The organism is Burkholderia sp. AU28863 (assembly GCF_002223195.1).
Taxonomy (GTDB): domain Bacteria; phylum Pseudomonadota; class Gammaproteobacteria; order Burkholderiales; family Burkholderiaceae; genus Burkholderia; species Burkholderia sola.
Window position 1 is genome coordinate 543,969 of the sequence record NZ_NKFE01000006.1, and the last position, 16,685, is coordinate 560,653.

The following is a 16,685-nucleotide window of genomic DNA, read 5'->3' on the forward strand; positions in this document are numbered from 1 at the left end:
TTTGTTTGTTCGTTATTCGGGTCAAGGGCGTAACCTATACACGACCTCTTTTTGAACGTGCAACCAATTTTTCGAATAACCATATTGTTCGGTTTACTAATTGAAAGGTGTAAAGTGTGAACGAATTTCACAATCGGTCGGGTGGTTATTTTTGGGATATATGGTTGCGTGGACGAATGTGAGAGGCGCGGAAAACGATGGCAAGCGATCGATTGGAAACGCATGAGCCGCCATGTAACAAGGAAGTGCGGCGGAATTGCCGGTCGATTTGAGTATCGTCATTCGGCTCGACCGAAATTTATCTCGAAAATATCGGATGTCTTTTGAATTGCAAATTGTTTCAGAATGTTTGCGATTTTTTGCATTTGATCGTTGTGGTTTTTTGAACAACGCGCTTTGACTCACTCGGAATTTGCCGTGTATAAGTCCCATGCGATTTCGTCGCGCGAACGGAGACCATGCGATGAAATATCGATCGGGACACGGTGCACATTGCATCCACGCGCGACATATCGAAGAGACCATCGTGCCGAACACGCGGTGCGCCCGACCTATGCTTGACCATCACTAAATAAGGATTGCAAATGGATAGCTTCCAGAGAGAAATTCCGAAGAGTCGCGTCTCGATTACGCTGGATTTGCATACGGGCGGGGCCCAGAAGAAGGTCGAGCTGCCGTTGAAGCTGCTCGTCGCGGGCGATTTCAGCGCGGGCCGCGAACAGGCGCCGCTGGCGGAGCGCAAGAAGGTCAATATCGACAAGAACAACTTCGACGCGGTCCTGGCCGACCATGCACCGGATCTCAAGATCGCCGCGGAGAACACCCTGGCCGGCGACGGCTCCGAACTGCCGGTGAATCTCTCGTTCCGTTCGATGAAGGATTTCGAGCCCGAGCAGGTTGCTCGCCAGATTCCGGAACTGCAAGCGATGCTGGCGATGCGCAATCTGCTGCGCGACCTCAAGTCGAATCTGCTCGACAACGGCATGTTCCGGCGCGAGTTCGAGAAGATCCTGAAGGACAAGCGCCTGTCCGACAAGCTGCGCGGCGAACTGGGACAAATCGCGACGGCCACCCTGCAACAGGAAGGCCATGCGTGAGCGCGGCCGGCCCAAGACGGCCGTCACCGCCTCCCGCAACCACGCAGCCATACCAAACGTGACTGAGAGAAACATGAACCAGAATGAATCGCGCCAGGGCGCCACGGAAACCATCGCGCTCGACAACGACAGCGTCTATGCCGCGCTGTGCAACAAGATCAACCTGAAGCCGGTCGCCGAGGCGCGGCCGATGGAAGCGTTCCGCGACAACGACGCGTTGTCGGAAGCGTCGGCCGACGAACGGGTCGCACGCGGCATGGACGCGCTGCTCAACCTGATCGCGAAGGAAAGCAAGCCGGTCGACCGACTCGACAAGTCGCTGCTCGATTTTTACATCGGGCAGCTTGATCGGCAGATCAGCCGCCAGCTCGACGCGGTCATGCATGCACCGGATTTCCAGGCGCTCGAAGGTCGCTGGCGGGGCCTGAAGATGCTCGTGTCGCGCACGGACTTCCGCAAGAACGCCCGCATCGAGGTGCTGGATGTATCGAAGGATGCGCTGCAGCGCGACTTCGAGGATTCGCCGGAACTGATTCAGAGCGGCCTGTATCGTCTCACGTACATCGAGGAATACGACACGCCGGGCGGCCAGCCGATCAGCGCGATGATCAGCGATTTCGAATTCGGGAACGCGCCGATGGATGTCGCGCTGCTGCGCAATATTTCGAAGGTCGCGGCTGCGGCGCACATGCCGTTCATCGGCTCGGTGGGCGCCGCATTCTTCGGCAAGAAGTCGATGGAAGAAGTGGCGTCCATCCAGGACATCGGCAACTACTTCGATCGTGCCGAGTACATCAAGTGGAAAAGCTTCCGCGACACCGACGATGCGCGTTACGTCGGCCTGACGATGCCGCGCGTGCTCGGCCGTTTGCCGTACGGCAAGGATACGACGCCGGTGCGTGCATTCAACTACGAAGAAGCGGTGAAGGGCCCGGACCACGACAAGTATCTGTGGGTCAACGCGTCGTTCGCGTTCGCGGCCAACATGGTACGCAGCTTCGTCAGCAACGGCTGGTGCGTGCAGATTCGCGGCCCGCAGGCGGGCGGCAAGGTGGAAGACCTGCCGGTTCACCTGTATGACCTCGGCACCGGCGTGCAGCCGAAGATTCCGACCGAGGTGCTGATCCCGGAAACGCGCGAGTTCGAGTTCGCGAATCTCGGCTTCATTCCGCTGTCGTTCTACAAGAACCACGATTTCGCGTGCTTCTTCTCGGCCAGCTCGACGCAAAAGCCGGCGCTGTACGAGACGAAGGAGGCGACGGCCAACAGCCGCATCAATGCGCGCTTGCCGTACATCTTCCTGCTGTCGCGCATCGCGCACTACCTGAAGCTGATTCAGCGCGAGAACATCGGCACGACCAAGGACCGGCGTCTGCTCGAGCTCGAGCTGAACAACTGGATCAAGGGGCTCGTGACCGAGATGAAGGATCCGGGCGACGAGCTGCAGGCGTCGCACCCGCTGCGCGAGGCGAAGGTGACGGTCGAGGACATCGACGACAACCCGGGCTTCTTCCGCATCAAGCTGTTCATCATCCCGCACTTCCAGGTCGAGGGCATGGACATCGGCCTGTCGCTCGTGTCGCAGATGCCGAAGGCCAAGGGCTGATCCGCCGTTTCATGCATGACCCGCCGGGACGCTGATGGCTGCCCGGCGGCGCCGTGGTGTTCGTGCACCTGAGAGAAAATCCATGTCGATGATACTGCCGTCGCAGGCTTATGAATTGAAGCTGGCGCCTCATCCGGCGCCGACGTCCGTGCTGCGGTTCACGGGCCGGGACGCCGTGAGCGAGCTGTACCGCTACGACATCGAATTCACGAGCCCGATGGCCGGTATCCCGATGGATCAGGTGGTCGGCCGTCCCGCTAAATTCATCATCGCGCCGGTCGATCCGAACCTCGACTATCTGCGCAGGATGTTTGGCGAGAATGCAGGCCAATTCAGCACGATGTCGCCGGCTTATACGATTCACGGCGTCATCACGCAGTTCGACGAGTTCGGCAGTTCGGCCGATCAAACCCACTATCGCGTGCGGCTCGAGCCGAAGCTCGCCGACTTGAACCGGGGTGTGACGAACCGGCTGTTCCAGAAGCAGTCGGTCGAGGAGATCGTGACCGACACGCTACGTCATTACGGCTACCGGGCCGGTGTCGATTTCCTGTTTCGGCTGCGCGGCGAATACAAGCGGCGCGAGTACATTACCCAGTATCACGAAACGACATTCGCGTTTATTCAGCGCCTTTGCGCGGAAGAAGGAATCTGGTTCCGCTGGGAGCAGAAGAAGGATCACGCTGTGATCGTGTTTGGCGATGATCTGGATGCCTACGCACGCAAGCAACGTACCGTGTCGCACCGGCGAGACTCGGGGCTCGAAAGTTCCAGTGCTGACGCGATCAAGACGTTCGAGAAGCGGACCCGCCGTGTACCTGAAGCTGTTCGTCTGCACGACTACAACCATCGGCAGGCCGGTGTGTCGCTGCTGGTCGAGGAAAATGCCGCGCGCGACGACACGACGACGAGCGGCGTCGATTACCGCTGGGGCGAGCATTACGAGACGCCGGAAGAAGGTAAGGGTGTGGCCCGCCGACGTCACGAGGCGCATCTCGCCGCACAGATCACGTTCAAAGGAACGGGTAACCCGTTCTGGCTCGAAGCCGGTGAAGTCATGCGGATCGAGCCGAACCCGGCCGACGCGAAGCATGGGGTCTTCATCACGGAGGTTCAGTCGCAGGGCGGTCGCGATCAGTCGTATTGGATGACGTTCGAGGGGATTCCGTCCGATCGTGTGTGGCGCACGTCCATCGATGCGATCAAGCGACCGGCGATTGACGGGATTCTGCCCGCGCGAATTACCTCTCCTGGGGATTACAAGTACGCATATCTGACCGAACAGGGCTGGTATGTGATCAAGCTGCCGTTCGATCTCGATGAGTGGAGTCCGGGCGGCACGAGCCGGCCGGTGCGGTTCGCGAAGCCGTATAGCGGTGACGACTATGGGCATCATTTTCCGCTGATCGATGGGGCGGAGGTGGCTGTTGTTTTCACGCAAGGTCATCCGGATCGGCCGGTGATTATCGGGGCGATGCATGACAGCCTGCATCCGGATCTCGTCAACAGTCGGAACCATACCCGGAACCTGATCCGTACCGCCGCGCGGAACGAGATGCGGATGGAGGATAAGGAGGGTGTCGAGCATATTCATCTGACGACGCCGTTTCAGACCAGTGAGCTCAACCTTGGGCACATGGTCGACGAACACCGGGAGGAACGCGGGCAGGGTGCCGAACTGCGAACGGACGAGCATGTAGCGATGCGGGGCGCGAAGGGAATACTGATTTCGGCCGATGCCCAGTATGCGGCACAGGGCAAACAGCTTGCCATGGAGCCGGCCGAGGGACTCCTCGAACAGGCGTTGCAGCAAATGCAGTCACTGGCCAGCGCAGCGGAAGCGTCTCAGGCCATTGCGGCCGATTACGAAAAGCAAAAGGCGTTGTTCGACAAGACCCTTAACCAGCTTAGGAGGGCCGGCATTCTCATCAGCGCACCAGCGGGTGTTGGCCTTGTATCGGGGGACCACATGCAGTTGAGCGCCGACCAGAATCTCATTGCTACGGCGGGTGGCAATGCCGACTTCGGGGTTATCAAACGCTTTACAGTCGCTGCCGGCGAGGCGATTTCCCTGTTCGCCCAGAAGCTCGGCCTGAAATTCGTCGCGGCGAAGGGGAAGGTCGAAATTCGCGCCCAGACGGACGCAATCGACATGACCGCGATGAAGGACATCACGATTTCGAGCGCCGAGGGGCGGCTCGTCATTTCGGCGGCCAAGGAGATCTGGATCGGAGCGGGCGGCTCGTACATCAAGATCAACGCGAACCGCATCGAGAACGGCACGCCGGGCGATATCCTCGAAAAATGTGCGTCGTGGGACAAACCCGGCGCCTCGTCGATGCGCCTTCCTGCGCCGCAGCTTGCCGCTGGCGATCTCAAAGGGTGCGCGTGGCGGTCTGCCACCGCAGCGGCTGACAGTGCATCCAGCGTCGTGTTGGACTGAGGTGGTCATGCACATCGAAAACGAGACGATTGCACCGATGGCCGGCGCTCAGGGCTGTGATGATCTCGTCCACACTTTGCACAAGGCAATCGTGACGCACGGGGGAAAGTGTTTGCTGGTCGTTGATCCGTCATTGCGGGCGCTCGATGACAACCCGATCGAAGGAGTCCTCTTCAGCCAAGCGAAGCGCGCTTCGGTCCCGGTTGAGCACAACGCCGTTGCGCCGGAACATTGGCCCTGCCTGATCGAGCTGGATCTTACATCTGCGACCGGCGCCGCGCTCCTCGCGAAAAGCGTGCGAGTGGCCCTTGCCGACCGTCTGCCGGAATCCGTTGCACGCGGTCAAGGGCAGCGGATTGGAGGATGGCTGGTGGGTACGGAATCATTGCAGGAGGTGGTCGATCACTGGTCGGACAGCCTCCTCCAGGTTGATGACCAAGGCCGTCGATGCCTGCTGCGATTCTACGACGCACGCGTGCTGGCGCTGATGTGGCCGGCCCTCACACCCACGCAGCGTCGGCGCCTGCTGGGTCCGGTTCAGACGTGGTACGCCCTTGACGCGTGCGCCGAGCTTGCGACTTATGCCGCGCCCGGCCGCTCGCAATCGGATCTCGAGATTGAAGACGCACAGTGGATCGAATTTCATCGGCACGCCGTTGTTAACCGGGCGCTGGCGCTGTTCATGAATGACGTCGAACGCCAGCCCGTCCGGCAGGAGGTTCAGGCGGCAGTGGACAGTGCCGGTCGCGCCGAACAACACGGTTTGCGGGACCGCGAGGACAAGATCGCGTTCGTGGGTCATGCGCTCGCCTGGCACCCGAGCTTCGACGCGCATCCAGCTATGGCGGCCGTGCTCGAGAAGGTCTCCCGGGGCGATCTGTACTGCGCCGCGGCGAGTGAACTGGATCCACGCGTCGTCGAGGAGATTCGGCGCGGGACCTGGTTCCTGGCCTGAATAGCCGGACATCCATCAATGCAGCCACTTCGATCTACCCGCACGCATACTGATATGGCAACGAACTCGAGACCTCCCTGCAACAACTGCGAAAAGGGGGGCCTGCCGATCCTGCCGGTTCGCTATACCGTGCTGCCCAGGACTATCTCCGCGAAATTGCCCGCCGGCATTACGGGGGAGGGCATCACTGGCGTTGCGTTGACCGAGCACAACTATGGCTTACGCACATTGCGCGAGGGCTGGCTTTACCTTTTTTACGCCCAAGGGCCACGCGGGAAAAACTACTGGGAGGCCTACCGAATCACGGCGGATGGTCGCCTCTGGAAGCAGTCGCTCCCGCTGCCTGTCGAGCCGGTCACGCACCCGGCCTGCGCGAAGTCCGGCCACGCCGTCCCGATGGATATGATCGCCATCGAGCAACCGGAAAAATGTGGGGAAGTCTATCTCGCCTTCTCCGAGCATAGCTGGCACACGAAGATCTTCGATCTCTACGCCCAGAACGCAACACTTCGCAAGGAACGGATGCAATGTATCGAGCCGGCGAAATGGATTGCCGGCGGCACCAACAAACACGCGGCAGTGGCAACCGAGCAGAGCGTCGATACCGTCGTCGAATATATGCCCGGCTTCAATCCGGCGTTGTTGCAGCCTTCGATGACCGAGAAGCTCAGCGACGAAACGGGGCGATACGACCCGAAGCTCTTCAGACGCGAGGCGACGCGCTATCCGCTTCACATCCGACAGGCGACACCGGATTCGGCGAGTAAGGCGTTGGTGGCGATGATGCACGACGTCGGCAAGATTTCGGCGGCCCGGCACTATCCCCCGATGGTATTCGCGCTGTGGGATGCGATTGGAAACGTGCACGAGCTGAACGGCTTCCGAAACGATGCCGGCAGCATGCTCGGCATTTACGTGCGCGAGCGTGCCGTGCAAATCGATGCGATGCAGTCGATCGACGCGGCGGAAGTCGCGGTGCGTAATGGCGCAGTGGCCTTCAAGAGCAAATGGCGCTCAGCGATGCAGGCCGGCGTGGAAGGTCTCATGCGGTCGGGCGGAGGCGACGGGATTCCGGTATTTCAGTCGACGAAAGAGATTGAGGCGTCGCAGAAGCGTATCGAGCAGGCGGGTGTCATCAGTCCAGCGGAAGCCAAGGCGATCGGTGAAGCGGAATGGCCGAAGTACGTGAAAAAGCTGCATCCGTCCAAACTGCCGTCGTTCCGGCCGTGGTTTGCGTCGGTGCAAACGGCGGTCGCTGCGATACAGGCGAACCGTAGCGCGGACGTCGGTGCCTGGTTGAAGGCCCCGCTGCTGTTGACGACGCTGCACGACTACTACGAAGACCACGTAGAAGATGGCAAGGCGTTCGCGGAGGTCGTCAGCGACGCGATTACGGGCCTGCCGTCGGAGGAAAAGGGCGAAAAGCTGGTGTCCGATCTGGTCGACAACATGGACCCGACTCAGCCGGCAAGTCTCGTGTGGCGTGCCTTTGCGGGCAATCAAAAGCAGGCCAAGGTCGAGATCAAGCAATTGTTGGCCGAGGCCACGCAATACAAGACTACGACGATGGAGAACGTCGCCGAGTGGTCGGAGAGGATTGCGAAATACCTAGAGAAGGTGAAGTCATTCGGGGAATACTGGGAGAAGATGAAGGAGGTGAAGGAGCACGAGCATCCCGTCTCCGCTACCGAGGCTGGACTGAAGAAGCTGAACGTGGATGGGCTTATGACCGGAATCGCGCCTTCATTGTTCAAGTGGACCGGGTTCGGGGTGGTTGGCGACTGCGCAGGGTGGTGTCTATTGCGTGGGGCGATGGCGATGCGCATCGGATTTAGTCGGGCCGATGCGATTGATCTGATGAAGACAACTGTAAAGGTCGAGGGACCCATGCGCCTGAAGTTCCAGGGCGAATACATGGCGCTTCGTCTACAGGGCGTTCCGGCCGCGAAAGCTTCTGCACGGGCATTGGAATCCCTGGCGTCCGACGAAGGTGGCAAGGTCCTGCGGGCAAAGTGGGCCGCTCTCAAGGTTACTGACGCGGGCCCGGAAGCAGCGGGCGGCGCGCGGCTCGCGGGCACGCTGGCTGTGATCGAAGTAGTGTCATTCGGAGCGGCGCTTGCAAAGAGGAATAAGTCCGGCGACGACTATGTTGCGCTGTTTGCCAGTGGCTTCTCGTCGACATCGGCCTGTCTTCAGGTTTCAGCCAAGGTGACGACAGCATTGGCGAATGATGCCGTACGGTCGCTTGCTAATCTGAAAGCAATCACTGGATGTTTGAGTGGAGTTTCCTCGTTGCTTGGTGTCTATACAGATTCGAAATCTGCGTATCTGAGCGCGAAGGAAGGCAACGGAACATTGGTTTTCCTCTACCTTGTGAAGGCTGCTCTAGGGTTCGCAGCAGGGGGGGCCAGCTTCCTGACGGCCTTGACTTCGTCAGCGCCGCTTATTGCTCGCATTGCGGGGCCAGGCGCGACAGTTTTTATCGGTAAGGCAAGTGCCGGGATCGCAGGGGCAACCGCCTATGCAAAGGCCGCCGCCAAGGGGGTCGAATCTGGCGCTCGGAAGGCTGCCGCCGAGAAGGCATTTGATGTTGCGACGAAGGTTGGTGTGCAAGAGATTGTTGTGGCTGCCGGCGAACGCACATTTCTAATCGGTACCGGGCGCATTGTACTTTTCCTGGCCGGATGGGAGGTGGCGGTCGTGATAACGATAGTGCAAATCTTGATCTGGTATTTCTCGGACAACGACCTCCAATCGTGGATGAAGAACTGTTGGTTCGGTAAGTCACCGAACTCGCCACCGTGGGAAGCAGAAGAACAGCATAAAGGATTCGAGAAGGCGATGGAATCTATGGGACTTCAGGCACGCGAGGGCTAGGAATGACAACGGAAAGTATTTCATCTGCGCCGACGCGCCTATTGAAAGGTCGAATTCGTAACCTGAGAAAGACGCGCCGCAGTCAGGACTTTTTTTTCACATCTTCTGACCGCGCCAGAATGGGCGCAACGGCAATTGCCGCCGGGCTTGCCGGTCTGGGTGGCATCGCCACCGGCCTCAGTGGTATGGCTATGGATACGACGGAAGAAGCGGACTTGCTGGAATTCGATCTGGACGGAAAGCCCATCCGGGCGTGGGTATGGCAGTCAGTCTTTAACGAGGGCGATGAGGTTGAGGTCGTGGCGGAGCAGGCCGAAACGCACTGGCAAGGCTATGGTCTATACCGGCCAGGTGATGCCATCGTCGCGTTGCATCCCCATTGCTCGCGCGGGCGCTATGCCCACTACAGGGCAGCATTCAGGATATATCTGAAATGTGTAGTCCCGCTTCTTATTGCTACTTTGACGATGATTTTCGGTGTGGGCTATTTGATGGATGGCAGTAAGTCAATTATGGTGTTGGTGAATGTGTTTCCAGAACTTTTGGGAGGGACAGTAGCTAGCGCGTTGATATTTGGCGGTATTGCATACAGTGTATCCAGAAAGTTAATGGGTTTCGTTAAATTGGCGGAAGGTATTTTTGAAGGCTTCGGATGGCACAACGTCAAGTCAATCGATCTCCCGGCTAGTACAAAAAGGAGCAAGGAGCCGGGAGATCCAGCAGCGCTCGGAGTGCTGTATTTTCGATATTCTGATGCGCAACCGGATAAAGAATGAAGTTTTCTGCCATAGATGCGTCCTCGACTCGCCTGCTGAGAGGTCGAATCCGTAATCTGCACAAGACACGGCGCACTCAGGATTTCTTCTTTACGGCTGCTGACCGCGCCAGAATGGGCGCAACAGCGGTTGCCGCTGGGCTTGCCGGTCTGGGTGGCGTCGCAACAGGCCTCAGTGGTATGGCTATGGATACGACGGAAGAAGCGGACTTGCTGGAATTCGATCTGGACGGAAAGCCCATCCGGGCGTGGGTATGGCAGTCAGTCTTTAACGAGGGTGATGAGGTTGAGGTCGTGGCGGAGCAGGCCGAAACGCACTGGCAGGGCTATGGTTTATACCGGCCAGATGACGCGATCGTCGCGTTGCACCCCCATTGCTCGCGTGGGCGCTACGCGCACTACCGGGCGGCATTCAGGATATATCTGAAATGCATGATGCCACTCATTATTATTTTTTTATGACTGTCCTCGGTGTTGGTTATTCAATGGAGGATAAGGGTTTTGATTGGCTGGGTCTTTTGCCGATGTTTTTGGCAAGTGCCTTGACTGGGTCAATGATATATGGCGTCATTGCCTATCGCATCACTCGAAAGCTCATGGGTTTTGTCAAATTAGCAGAGGGAATTTTTGAAGGTTTCGGATGGCGCAACGTCAAGTCAATCGACCTCCCGGCTATTTCAAAAAGAAGCAAGAAGCCGGGAGATCCAGCAGCGCTCGGAGTGCTGTATTTTCGATATTCTGATGTGCAACAGGATAAAGAATGAAGCTTTCTGCCATAGGTGCCTCCTCGACTCGCCTGCTGAGAGGTCGCATCCGTAATCTACACAAGACACGGCGCACTCAGGATTTCTTCTTCACAACTTCTGACCGCGCAAAAATGGGAGCGACTGCGATTGCAGCCGGACTTGCTGGGCTAGGTGGAATTGCGACCGGCCTAAGCGGTATGGCTATGGACACGACGGAAGAAGCCGACTTGCTGGAATTCGATTTAGACGGGAAAGCCGTGCGAGCATGGGTATGGCAATCCGTGTTCGACGAGGGTGACGAAGTCGAAGTAGTGGCGGAGCAAAGTGATGGATTATGGCAAGGATATGGAATATTCCGTGTCTGTGATCGAATTGTCGCGCTGCATCCTCATTGCAGCAAAGGTCGGTATGCACATTATAAATCGACATTCCGTTTGATTGTAATGTCTTTTTGTGTTTTGTATGCGGTTATGTGGACTATTGGGATTTTTATGATGCTTGTGAAGCATGATGGCGATTATAGGTCGTTTATTGAATTTATGCTGGTTGGTGGAGTTGCGGCATTCGGTGTATATGGGTTCATAGGGTACAGAGTGTCGAGGAAGTTTATGGGATTTGTTCGATTGGCGGAAGGATTTTTTGAAGGCTTCGGGTGGCGTAACGTCAAGTCCATCGACCTCCCAGCTATTACAAAAAGGAGCAAGAAACCGGGGGATCCAGAAGCGCTCGGAGTGCTGTATTTTCGATATTCTGGTGAGCAGGCTCGATAGAGAATAATGGTTTCTGCCATATTGGTCTATCCGATGCGCCTGATTTAGGCGCCATTCTGCAATAAGGCTGCACGCGAGGCTGCGCATTGGCACGCCTTTTAATACATAAGAGCAATGGGGAATATTTATGATCGATCTTATTCGACTGGGCGATTCTACCGATCACGATGGCAAAGTCGTCAGCGCATCCGAGGCCATGCGCTTTGACGGTCGCTGGGTTGCCCGCAAGGGCGACGAAGTGTCATGTCCCAAGCATCCTGACATCAAGCCCAACCTCATTATCGATGGCGACGAGTCGATGACGGACGACGGTGTGCCCGTTGCACGGCACGGCTATCGGGCGATGTGCGGTTGCCGCTTGATTTCCAGTCTCATCTAAACGAAATCGCATGCCAGTCATTCTTCCGCTTGAGCCCGGAGTTGATTCGGACTCGCCACGCCCACCGAATGCGATCGTCTGGATTGCAATTTTCGCGGTGTTCATGGTGGGCGGAATCGTCATCGCACTCCTGACGTGGCCCAAGACCGATCCCACCAACACCCCCTGGTTCTGGATTCGACTGCTCGTATTGCCTGCGGTCGTATTCGGCCTGGTGTTCGGATTGCGGCTCCTCTACTACGAACAGGAACTGGAGCGGTTGAAGGCCGAGGCCGACGCGCGCACGAGGGATACGGAGAAAGCCATCCGGTTTGCAAGCGAACCACTGGCCGTACTGGGATGCGCTTACCTGAGCGGACTGGGTAGCACCGATCTGGCGAGCAAGGTCGTGCACGGCGACACCGCGCTCGAAGCGCAGACTGCCGCTAGTGGTGCTGAAGGTGTGCGTCATACCGCGCTCGAATCCATCCAGGGTGAAACGCTCGCGGCGCGCTATCGAGCCTGCTTTGACGAACTGGTTGCCATGATGAAGTCGAAGATCGAGGCGCTGCCGCACGATGTCCCGCTGGACGTCCGACTACATGTTCCGGATGGGCCCGAGCGTGACGTGCAGCTAGACGAATGGCGCGAAAGCTGGCGTCAGTCGTCGCTCCGACGTGCGGAACCGACGCTGCTGCCTGCGGAGCAAGGCCTCATGGCGCTCGACGAATGGCTGGATATCAAAGGGGGGCCCTCGCTCGAAAAATTCGCGTTGTTCGTATCGGTGCAACTCCACGACACGCCGCCGGAAGGAAGCGGGGAAGCCGCGGTTGCAGTCCTGCTGGGCTGGGCTCCTCTCGCGGCGAGGCGCGGATTTGATGCGGCCGCGATGCTGCATCGGCCGGTCGATACGCTGGCCGATGATCTGCCTCGGGTCATCTCGAAGGCGGCGTTGTGGGGCAATGCTGCGGTGCAGGACGTGAAGGATCTGTGGGAAGCAGGACTGGACAACGGGGATGCATCCGCCCTGCTCGACGCGGCATCCGCGGCGAAATTGGGCGCGACCGTGGGCACCGGGTTCGAAGGGCTGCGCGATCTCGACGCCGCCGCTGGGCATCCCGGTATATGCGCCGGGTGGCTCGCGGTTGTCGCCGCAATTGAACACGGTGCGCGGGCGGGCAGTCCGCAATGCATTGCCTGGCGCGAAGGCGCGCTGCGACTCGCGGTCATTCAGACCATCGCACAAGCAGGAGAACAAGTGGAAACAAACGCATGAAGGTACGCAAAATCTCCGGCTACTGGGTTGTCGTGCTTGCCGCGACGATCGGCGCGGCAGTCATTGCCTGGTTCAACGGTTCGACCCTTGATCCGTCGCCGGTTCGTCGGATCGTTGCAGTGGCGTTCATCGGCGTGCTCTTGCTGGCGCTACGGGGACAGTTGGCAGGCGGATGGCGGACCGTGGCCAGCCACGCGCCTGGACGATTGGGCGCTCGATATGACCGCGATCCCGCCGCTCGCGTTGGAGCCCCGCAAAAGGAAAATGCGAATACCCTCAACGCACGCAGAGGTGCGAATTTGCGCGATGCACTGCGCGACCGCCATGGATGGCGCTGGCGCTATCGCGCGCGATGGGTGCTGATTGCCGGTGATGAACCGCTCGTGAAGCGTCTCGCGCCGGGTCTGATCGAAACCGGCTATGCAATATCCGGCGGTACAGTCCTACTGTGCGCCAAGCAAATCCGCGACACGCTCGATACCGAATGGCTCGACCAGATCCGCCGCCTGCGCCGTCGTCGTCCGATCGATGCAATCGTGGCAGTCACACGTAACCGCAGTTCCGTCGATACCCCATTCGACACCGACAATCTGTCGCAGCGGCTCGCACGCCACGCGCGTGCGCTACGTTGGGCCGCGCCGGCCTATCTACTCAATGTGACGGATTTCGGCAGCGAAGCGTCGAGTCCCGACGAGGCGATCGGCTTCACCTGGGCCAACGCGCGCGTCAGCTCGGATGCGATCGACTCGTCGCTGCAAGAGTTGACTGACAACCTTGCGGATGCCGGTGTCGTGCGCCTCACGAAGGATGCAGGCGACCGCTACCCGGCTGAGCTGTCGCAGCACATTTCGAACCTTGGAAGTGCGCTGTCGGGCCTGGTGCTACAAACCTCCCAATCACGCATCTGGCGGCACGCGGTCCACGGCCTTCTGTTCGCACCGCTATTCAAGGAACGGGAACTCGCACCGCCGCAGGCACCGGCCAGCGCGAACGATGACGACCCGCCCGTCGACCCACCACACCGCACGATATGGCAAACCGTCGCTGAACACAGTCGCAAGGTCCACGGCCGCCGCGTAGGCTTCTCGTTGTCGACCGCGGCCGCGTGGTTAACAACCGGCCTGCTCGGCTGCTGGATCGCCGGCACGATGCTGTCTGGATTCGTCAACCGTGCAACGATCCAGAGCACCGCAGACACGATCGCCAATCTCTCCACGGTTCAGGACCGTACACAGGCGTTGCAATCCCTGAACACGTTGGGCCAACAGATCGATACGCTCGAAGTCCATCAGCGCGAAGGCGCACCCTGGTCATCGCGATTCGGCCTGAATCGCGACAGCGCGCTTCTCGACGCGTTGTGGCCGAGCTATGCCGGCGCGGCGAACCGCATCCTCATCGCCCCGATCCGCCAGACGCTCGAAGCGCGCCTGCAACAGCTCGCATCCCTGTCCGACGCTCAGATTGCTGACGGCGGCGGCGCACAGACCCAGGCCGCCTATGACACGCTCAAGGCCTATCTGATGCTCGCGAAGCCGGAGCGCGCCGTCGCTGCCTTTCTGATGCCGCAGCTTACCGCGACGGCCGTGCCCGCGCGCCCGTCCAATTCGCCTCTGTCTGCGGGCGCTTGGGAGGACCTGCGTCTTCACGCTATCGCGTTCTTCGCCAATCATCTCGGCCGCGCCCCCGCATCAAACGCTTCGGCGTTCGCAAGCACACCGAACGCCAACCTGATTGCGTCAGCCCGCCAGACAGTGATTGGTGTGCGGGGCATCCAGAATTCGACGGACGCGCTCTACCAGCAGATCATCGACGAAGCGACGCCGAAATATCCGCCGGTTTCTCTCGCGACGCTGCTCGGCGACACGACCAGCCGAGGCCTGTTCAATACGACCGCGACCATCCCCGGTGTTTTCACGCGTGCGGCATGGGACGAGCGCATCTCGAAGGCGATCGACGACGCAAGCGCCAAGCGCGACGTGTCTGGCGACTGGGTGTTGCGGCCCGAAGGACACGCCGTTGGCGCATCCGACAATAAGGACAGCAACCACCCTCCACCGACATTGAAAGCCGAATTGCGCCAACGCTACTTCGACGACTACGCGCGCGCATGGGCAGTGTTCCTCAACAGCTTGCGCTGGCAATCCGCGCCAACGCTGTCAGCCACGGCCGACCAATTGACGCTGCTGGGCGACTCGCAACGTTCGCCGCTCGTCGCGCTGATGAACGCGATCGTCTACCAGGCGGGCGCGGGTGCGAGCGCCCAGTCGCTCTCCGAGAGCCTGATCAACAAGGCGCAACAACTGGTCGGCGCTGACGAAAAGGATCCGTCGAAGCAGGCTCAACCGCCGCTCGCGCCGCTTGCCTCGGCCTTCGGCCCGATCCTGCGCCTGACCGGCAGCGATCTGGCATTCGGCGCGCCTGCCAACGGCAAGGCCGCCACGCAACTGGCCGCGACCGGCGACCTCAGTCTCGCTCGCTACCTCGAGCGGGTCACCGCGATGCGCCTGAAGGCATCGCAGATCGTCTCCGGCGCCGATCCGGACGCGATCGCGCGGCTGGCCGCTCAATCGGTCCTGCAGGGCAAGACGTCCGATATCTCGGACAGCCGCGACTACGCGAGCCGTGTGGCTGCAAGCCTGGGCGAGCAGTGGGCCGGCTTCGGCGCGCTGTTTCGCGCGCCGTTCGATCAGGCGTGGCAGGTCGTCGTGCAGCCGGCCGCATCGAGCCTGAACGAAATCTGGCGGACGGCGATCCTGGCCGACTGGAACAAGTCGTTCGGCGGCCGATATCCGTTCTCGGACGCCGACAACGACGCGTCGCTGCCCGAGATGGCGCGCTTCATGCGGCCCGACAACGGCGTGATCGCACAGTTCGTCGCCACGCAGCTCGCCGGCGTGATCGAGCGGCAGGGCGATCGGTGGGTCGTCGCGCAAGGCGCCGATCAGGGCGCGCTCACGATCGATCCGGTCTTCCTGAGCGGTCTGAACAAGCTCACGCGGATTTCGACCGTGTTGTTCCCGTCCGGAGACGCGCGCGTACGGTACGAACTGCAGGCCGTACCGACGCCAGGCGTCACCGGCATGAACTTCGTGCTGTCCGGGCGCGAACTGCGCTACTTCAACCAGAAGCAGGAATGGGTGCCGTTCGAGTGGCCGGGCCAGTCGCTTGAGAACCTGTCGCATATCGAATGGCAGACCGAGCAGGGTGGATTGCGCACGGCGCTCGACTCGCAGGGGCGCTTCGGCCTGATCCGGTTGCTGGAGCGTGCGAAGGTCGCACAGCAGGACAACGCGCGTTACTTGCTGAGCTGGATGCCAGACACGAGCCGGGGCATTCCGCTGAAGGTGCAATTGCGCGCCGAAGCGGGCGCCGGGCCGCTCGACGTACTCCAGTTGCGCAACTTCGCGCTGCCGGCACGGATTTTCGTGACCGGGGCGGCGGGTACCGGGCCAAAGCTGTCGACAGCCAGTCCGCCGCCGTTGCCGGCTGCGGCAATCGCCGCGGCAAAGCATGCTGCCGTACCGTTGCCGCCGGGACTTCCGGTGGCGATGTCGTTGCAGGATGAGCCGATACCGGCGACGCCGGCGCCTCGTCGAACTGCCGCGGCGGAATCGGCGCGAGCGAACGCGCAACCGGCTACGTCCGGCATGAAGTCGCCCACGGCCGATCCGGGGATGACGGTGTCGTCTCTGGCGACAACGTCGATGTCCGCCGACGCTTCCTCCAAACCATTCGGACACGCCCTCCAGTTGTTGGGCGACGCATTTGCGTTTTGAGACTTG

General features: G+C 60.0%; 10 protein-coding genes and 1 pseudogene. All 11 read left to right on the forward strand.

Annotated features, from left to right (window positions below):
* Positions 1-584: 584 nt before the first annotated feature.
* The 11 genes and pseudogenes from tssB to CFB81_RS29170 all read left to right on the forward strand — a co-directional run bounded on the left by tssB (position 585) and on the right by CFB81_RS29170 (position 16,679).
* A complete protein-coding gene (gene tssB, locus CFB81_RS29120) occupies positions 585-1,097 on the forward strand; it encodes a type VI secretion system contractile sheath small subunit (RefSeq protein ID WP_069230479.1) in 513 nt (170 codons plus the stop codon).
* Between the two features lie 73 nt (positions 1,098-1,170).
* Entirely contained in the window at positions 1,171-2,703 is a 1,533-nt protein-coding gene (gene tssC / locus CFB81_RS29125; RefSeq protein ID WP_089437449.1) for a type VI secretion system contractile sheath large subunit, read from the forward strand.
* Positions 2,704-2,785: 82 nt separating this feature from the next.
* Positions 2,786-5,146, forward strand: a complete 2,361-nt coding sequence (locus tag CFB81_RS29130; RefSeq protein WP_089437450.1) for a type VI secretion system Vgr family protein — start codon at positions 2,786-2,788, stop codon at positions 5,144-5,146.
* Between the two features lie 7 nt (positions 5,147-5,153).
* Positions 5,154-6,101: a DUF4123 domain-containing protein gene (locus CFB81_RS29135; RefSeq protein ID WP_124504620.1), complete on the forward strand. Its 948-nt coding sequence runs from the start codon at positions 5,154-5,156 to the stop codon at positions 6,099-6,101.
* Positions 6,102-6,155: 54 nt separating this feature from the next.
* On the forward strand, positions 6,156-8,978 hold the full coding sequence (locus tag CFB81_RS29140) for a T6SS effector BTH_I2691 family protein (RefSeq protein ID WP_089437452.1): 2,823 nt from the start codon (positions 6,156-6,158) through the stop codon (positions 8,976-8,978).
* Between the two features lie 2 nt (positions 8,979-8,980).
* Positions 8,981-9,754 carry a putative type VI secretion system effector gene (locus CFB81_RS29145; protein WP_089437453.1) on the forward strand — a complete coding sequence of 258 codons (774 nt, stop codon included), beginning with the start codon at positions 8,981-8,983 and terminating at the stop codon, positions 9,752-9,754.
* Positions 9,751-10,517: pseudogene (locus CFB81_RS29150) on the forward strand (putative type VI secretion system effector). The gene CFB81_RS29145 and the pseudogene CFB81_RS29150 overlap by 4 nt, the downstream one beginning before the upstream one ends.
* Entirely contained in the window at positions 10,514-11,269 is a 756-nt protein-coding gene (locus tag CFB81_RS29155) for a putative type VI secretion system effector (protein WP_089437454.1), read from the forward strand. Before CFB81_RS29150 ends, CFB81_RS29155 begins: the two are co-directional and overlap by 4 nt.
* Before the next feature lie 127 nt (positions 11,270-11,396).
* Entirely contained in the window at positions 11,397-11,648 is a 252-nt protein-coding gene (locus tag CFB81_RS29160) for a PAAR domain-containing protein (protein ID WP_089437455.1), read from the forward strand.
* Between the two features lie 10 nt (positions 11,649-11,658).
* The gene (locus CFB81_RS29165; protein ID WP_143328646.1) at positions 11,659-12,903 is read left to right on the forward strand and encodes a hypothetical protein; all 1,245 of its coding nucleotides are present in this window, start codon (positions 11,659-11,661) and stop codon (positions 12,901-12,903) included.
* Positions 12,900-16,679 (forward strand): ImcF-related family protein, encoded by a 3,780-nt coding sequence (locus tag CFB81_RS29170; protein ID WP_256976361.1) that lies wholly within the window; start codon positions 12,900-12,902, stop codon positions 16,677-16,679. Before CFB81_RS29165 ends, CFB81_RS29170 begins: the two co-directional genes overlap by 4 nt.
* Positions 16,680-16,685: the final 6 nt, after the last annotated feature.

Coding starts and splice junctions, on each gene's coding strand:
- CFB81_RS29140 (WP_089437452.1), top strand. CDS start 6,156: ATGGCAACGAACTCGAGACCTCCCTGCAACAACTGCGAAAAGGGGGGC.
- tssB (WP_069230479.1), top strand. CDS start 585: ATGGATAGCTTCCAGAGAGAAATTCCGAAGAGTCGCGTCTCGATTACG.
- CFB81_RS29145 (WP_089437453.1), top strand. CDS start 8,981: ATGACAACGGAAAGTATTTCATCTGCGCCGACGCGCCTATTGAAAGGT.
- CFB81_RS29165 (WP_143328646.1), top strand. CDS start 11,659: ATGCCAGTCATTCTTCCGCTTGAGCCCGGAGTTGATTCGGACTCGCCA.
- CFB81_RS29155 (WP_089437454.1), top strand. CDS start 10,514: ATGAAGCTTTCTGCCATAGGTGCCTCCTCGACTCGCCTGCTGAGAGGT.
- CFB81_RS29160 (WP_089437455.1), top strand. CDS start 11,397: ATGATCGATCTTATTCGACTGGGCGATTCTACCGATCACGATGGCAAA.
- CFB81_RS29130 (WP_089437450.1), top strand. CDS start 2,786: ATGTCGATGATACTGCCGTCGCAGGCTTATGAATTGAAGCTGGCGCCT.
- CFB81_RS29170 (WP_256976361.1), top strand. CDS start 12,900: ATGAAGGTACGCAAAATCTCCGGCTACTGGGTTGTCGTGCTTGCCGCG.
- tssC (WP_089437449.1), top strand. CDS start 1,171: ATGAACCAGAATGAATCGCGCCAGGGCGCCACGGAAACCATCGCGCTC.
- CFB81_RS29135 (WP_124504620.1), top strand. CDS start 5,154: ATGCACATCGAAAACGAGACGATTGCACCGATGGCCGGCGCTCAGGGC.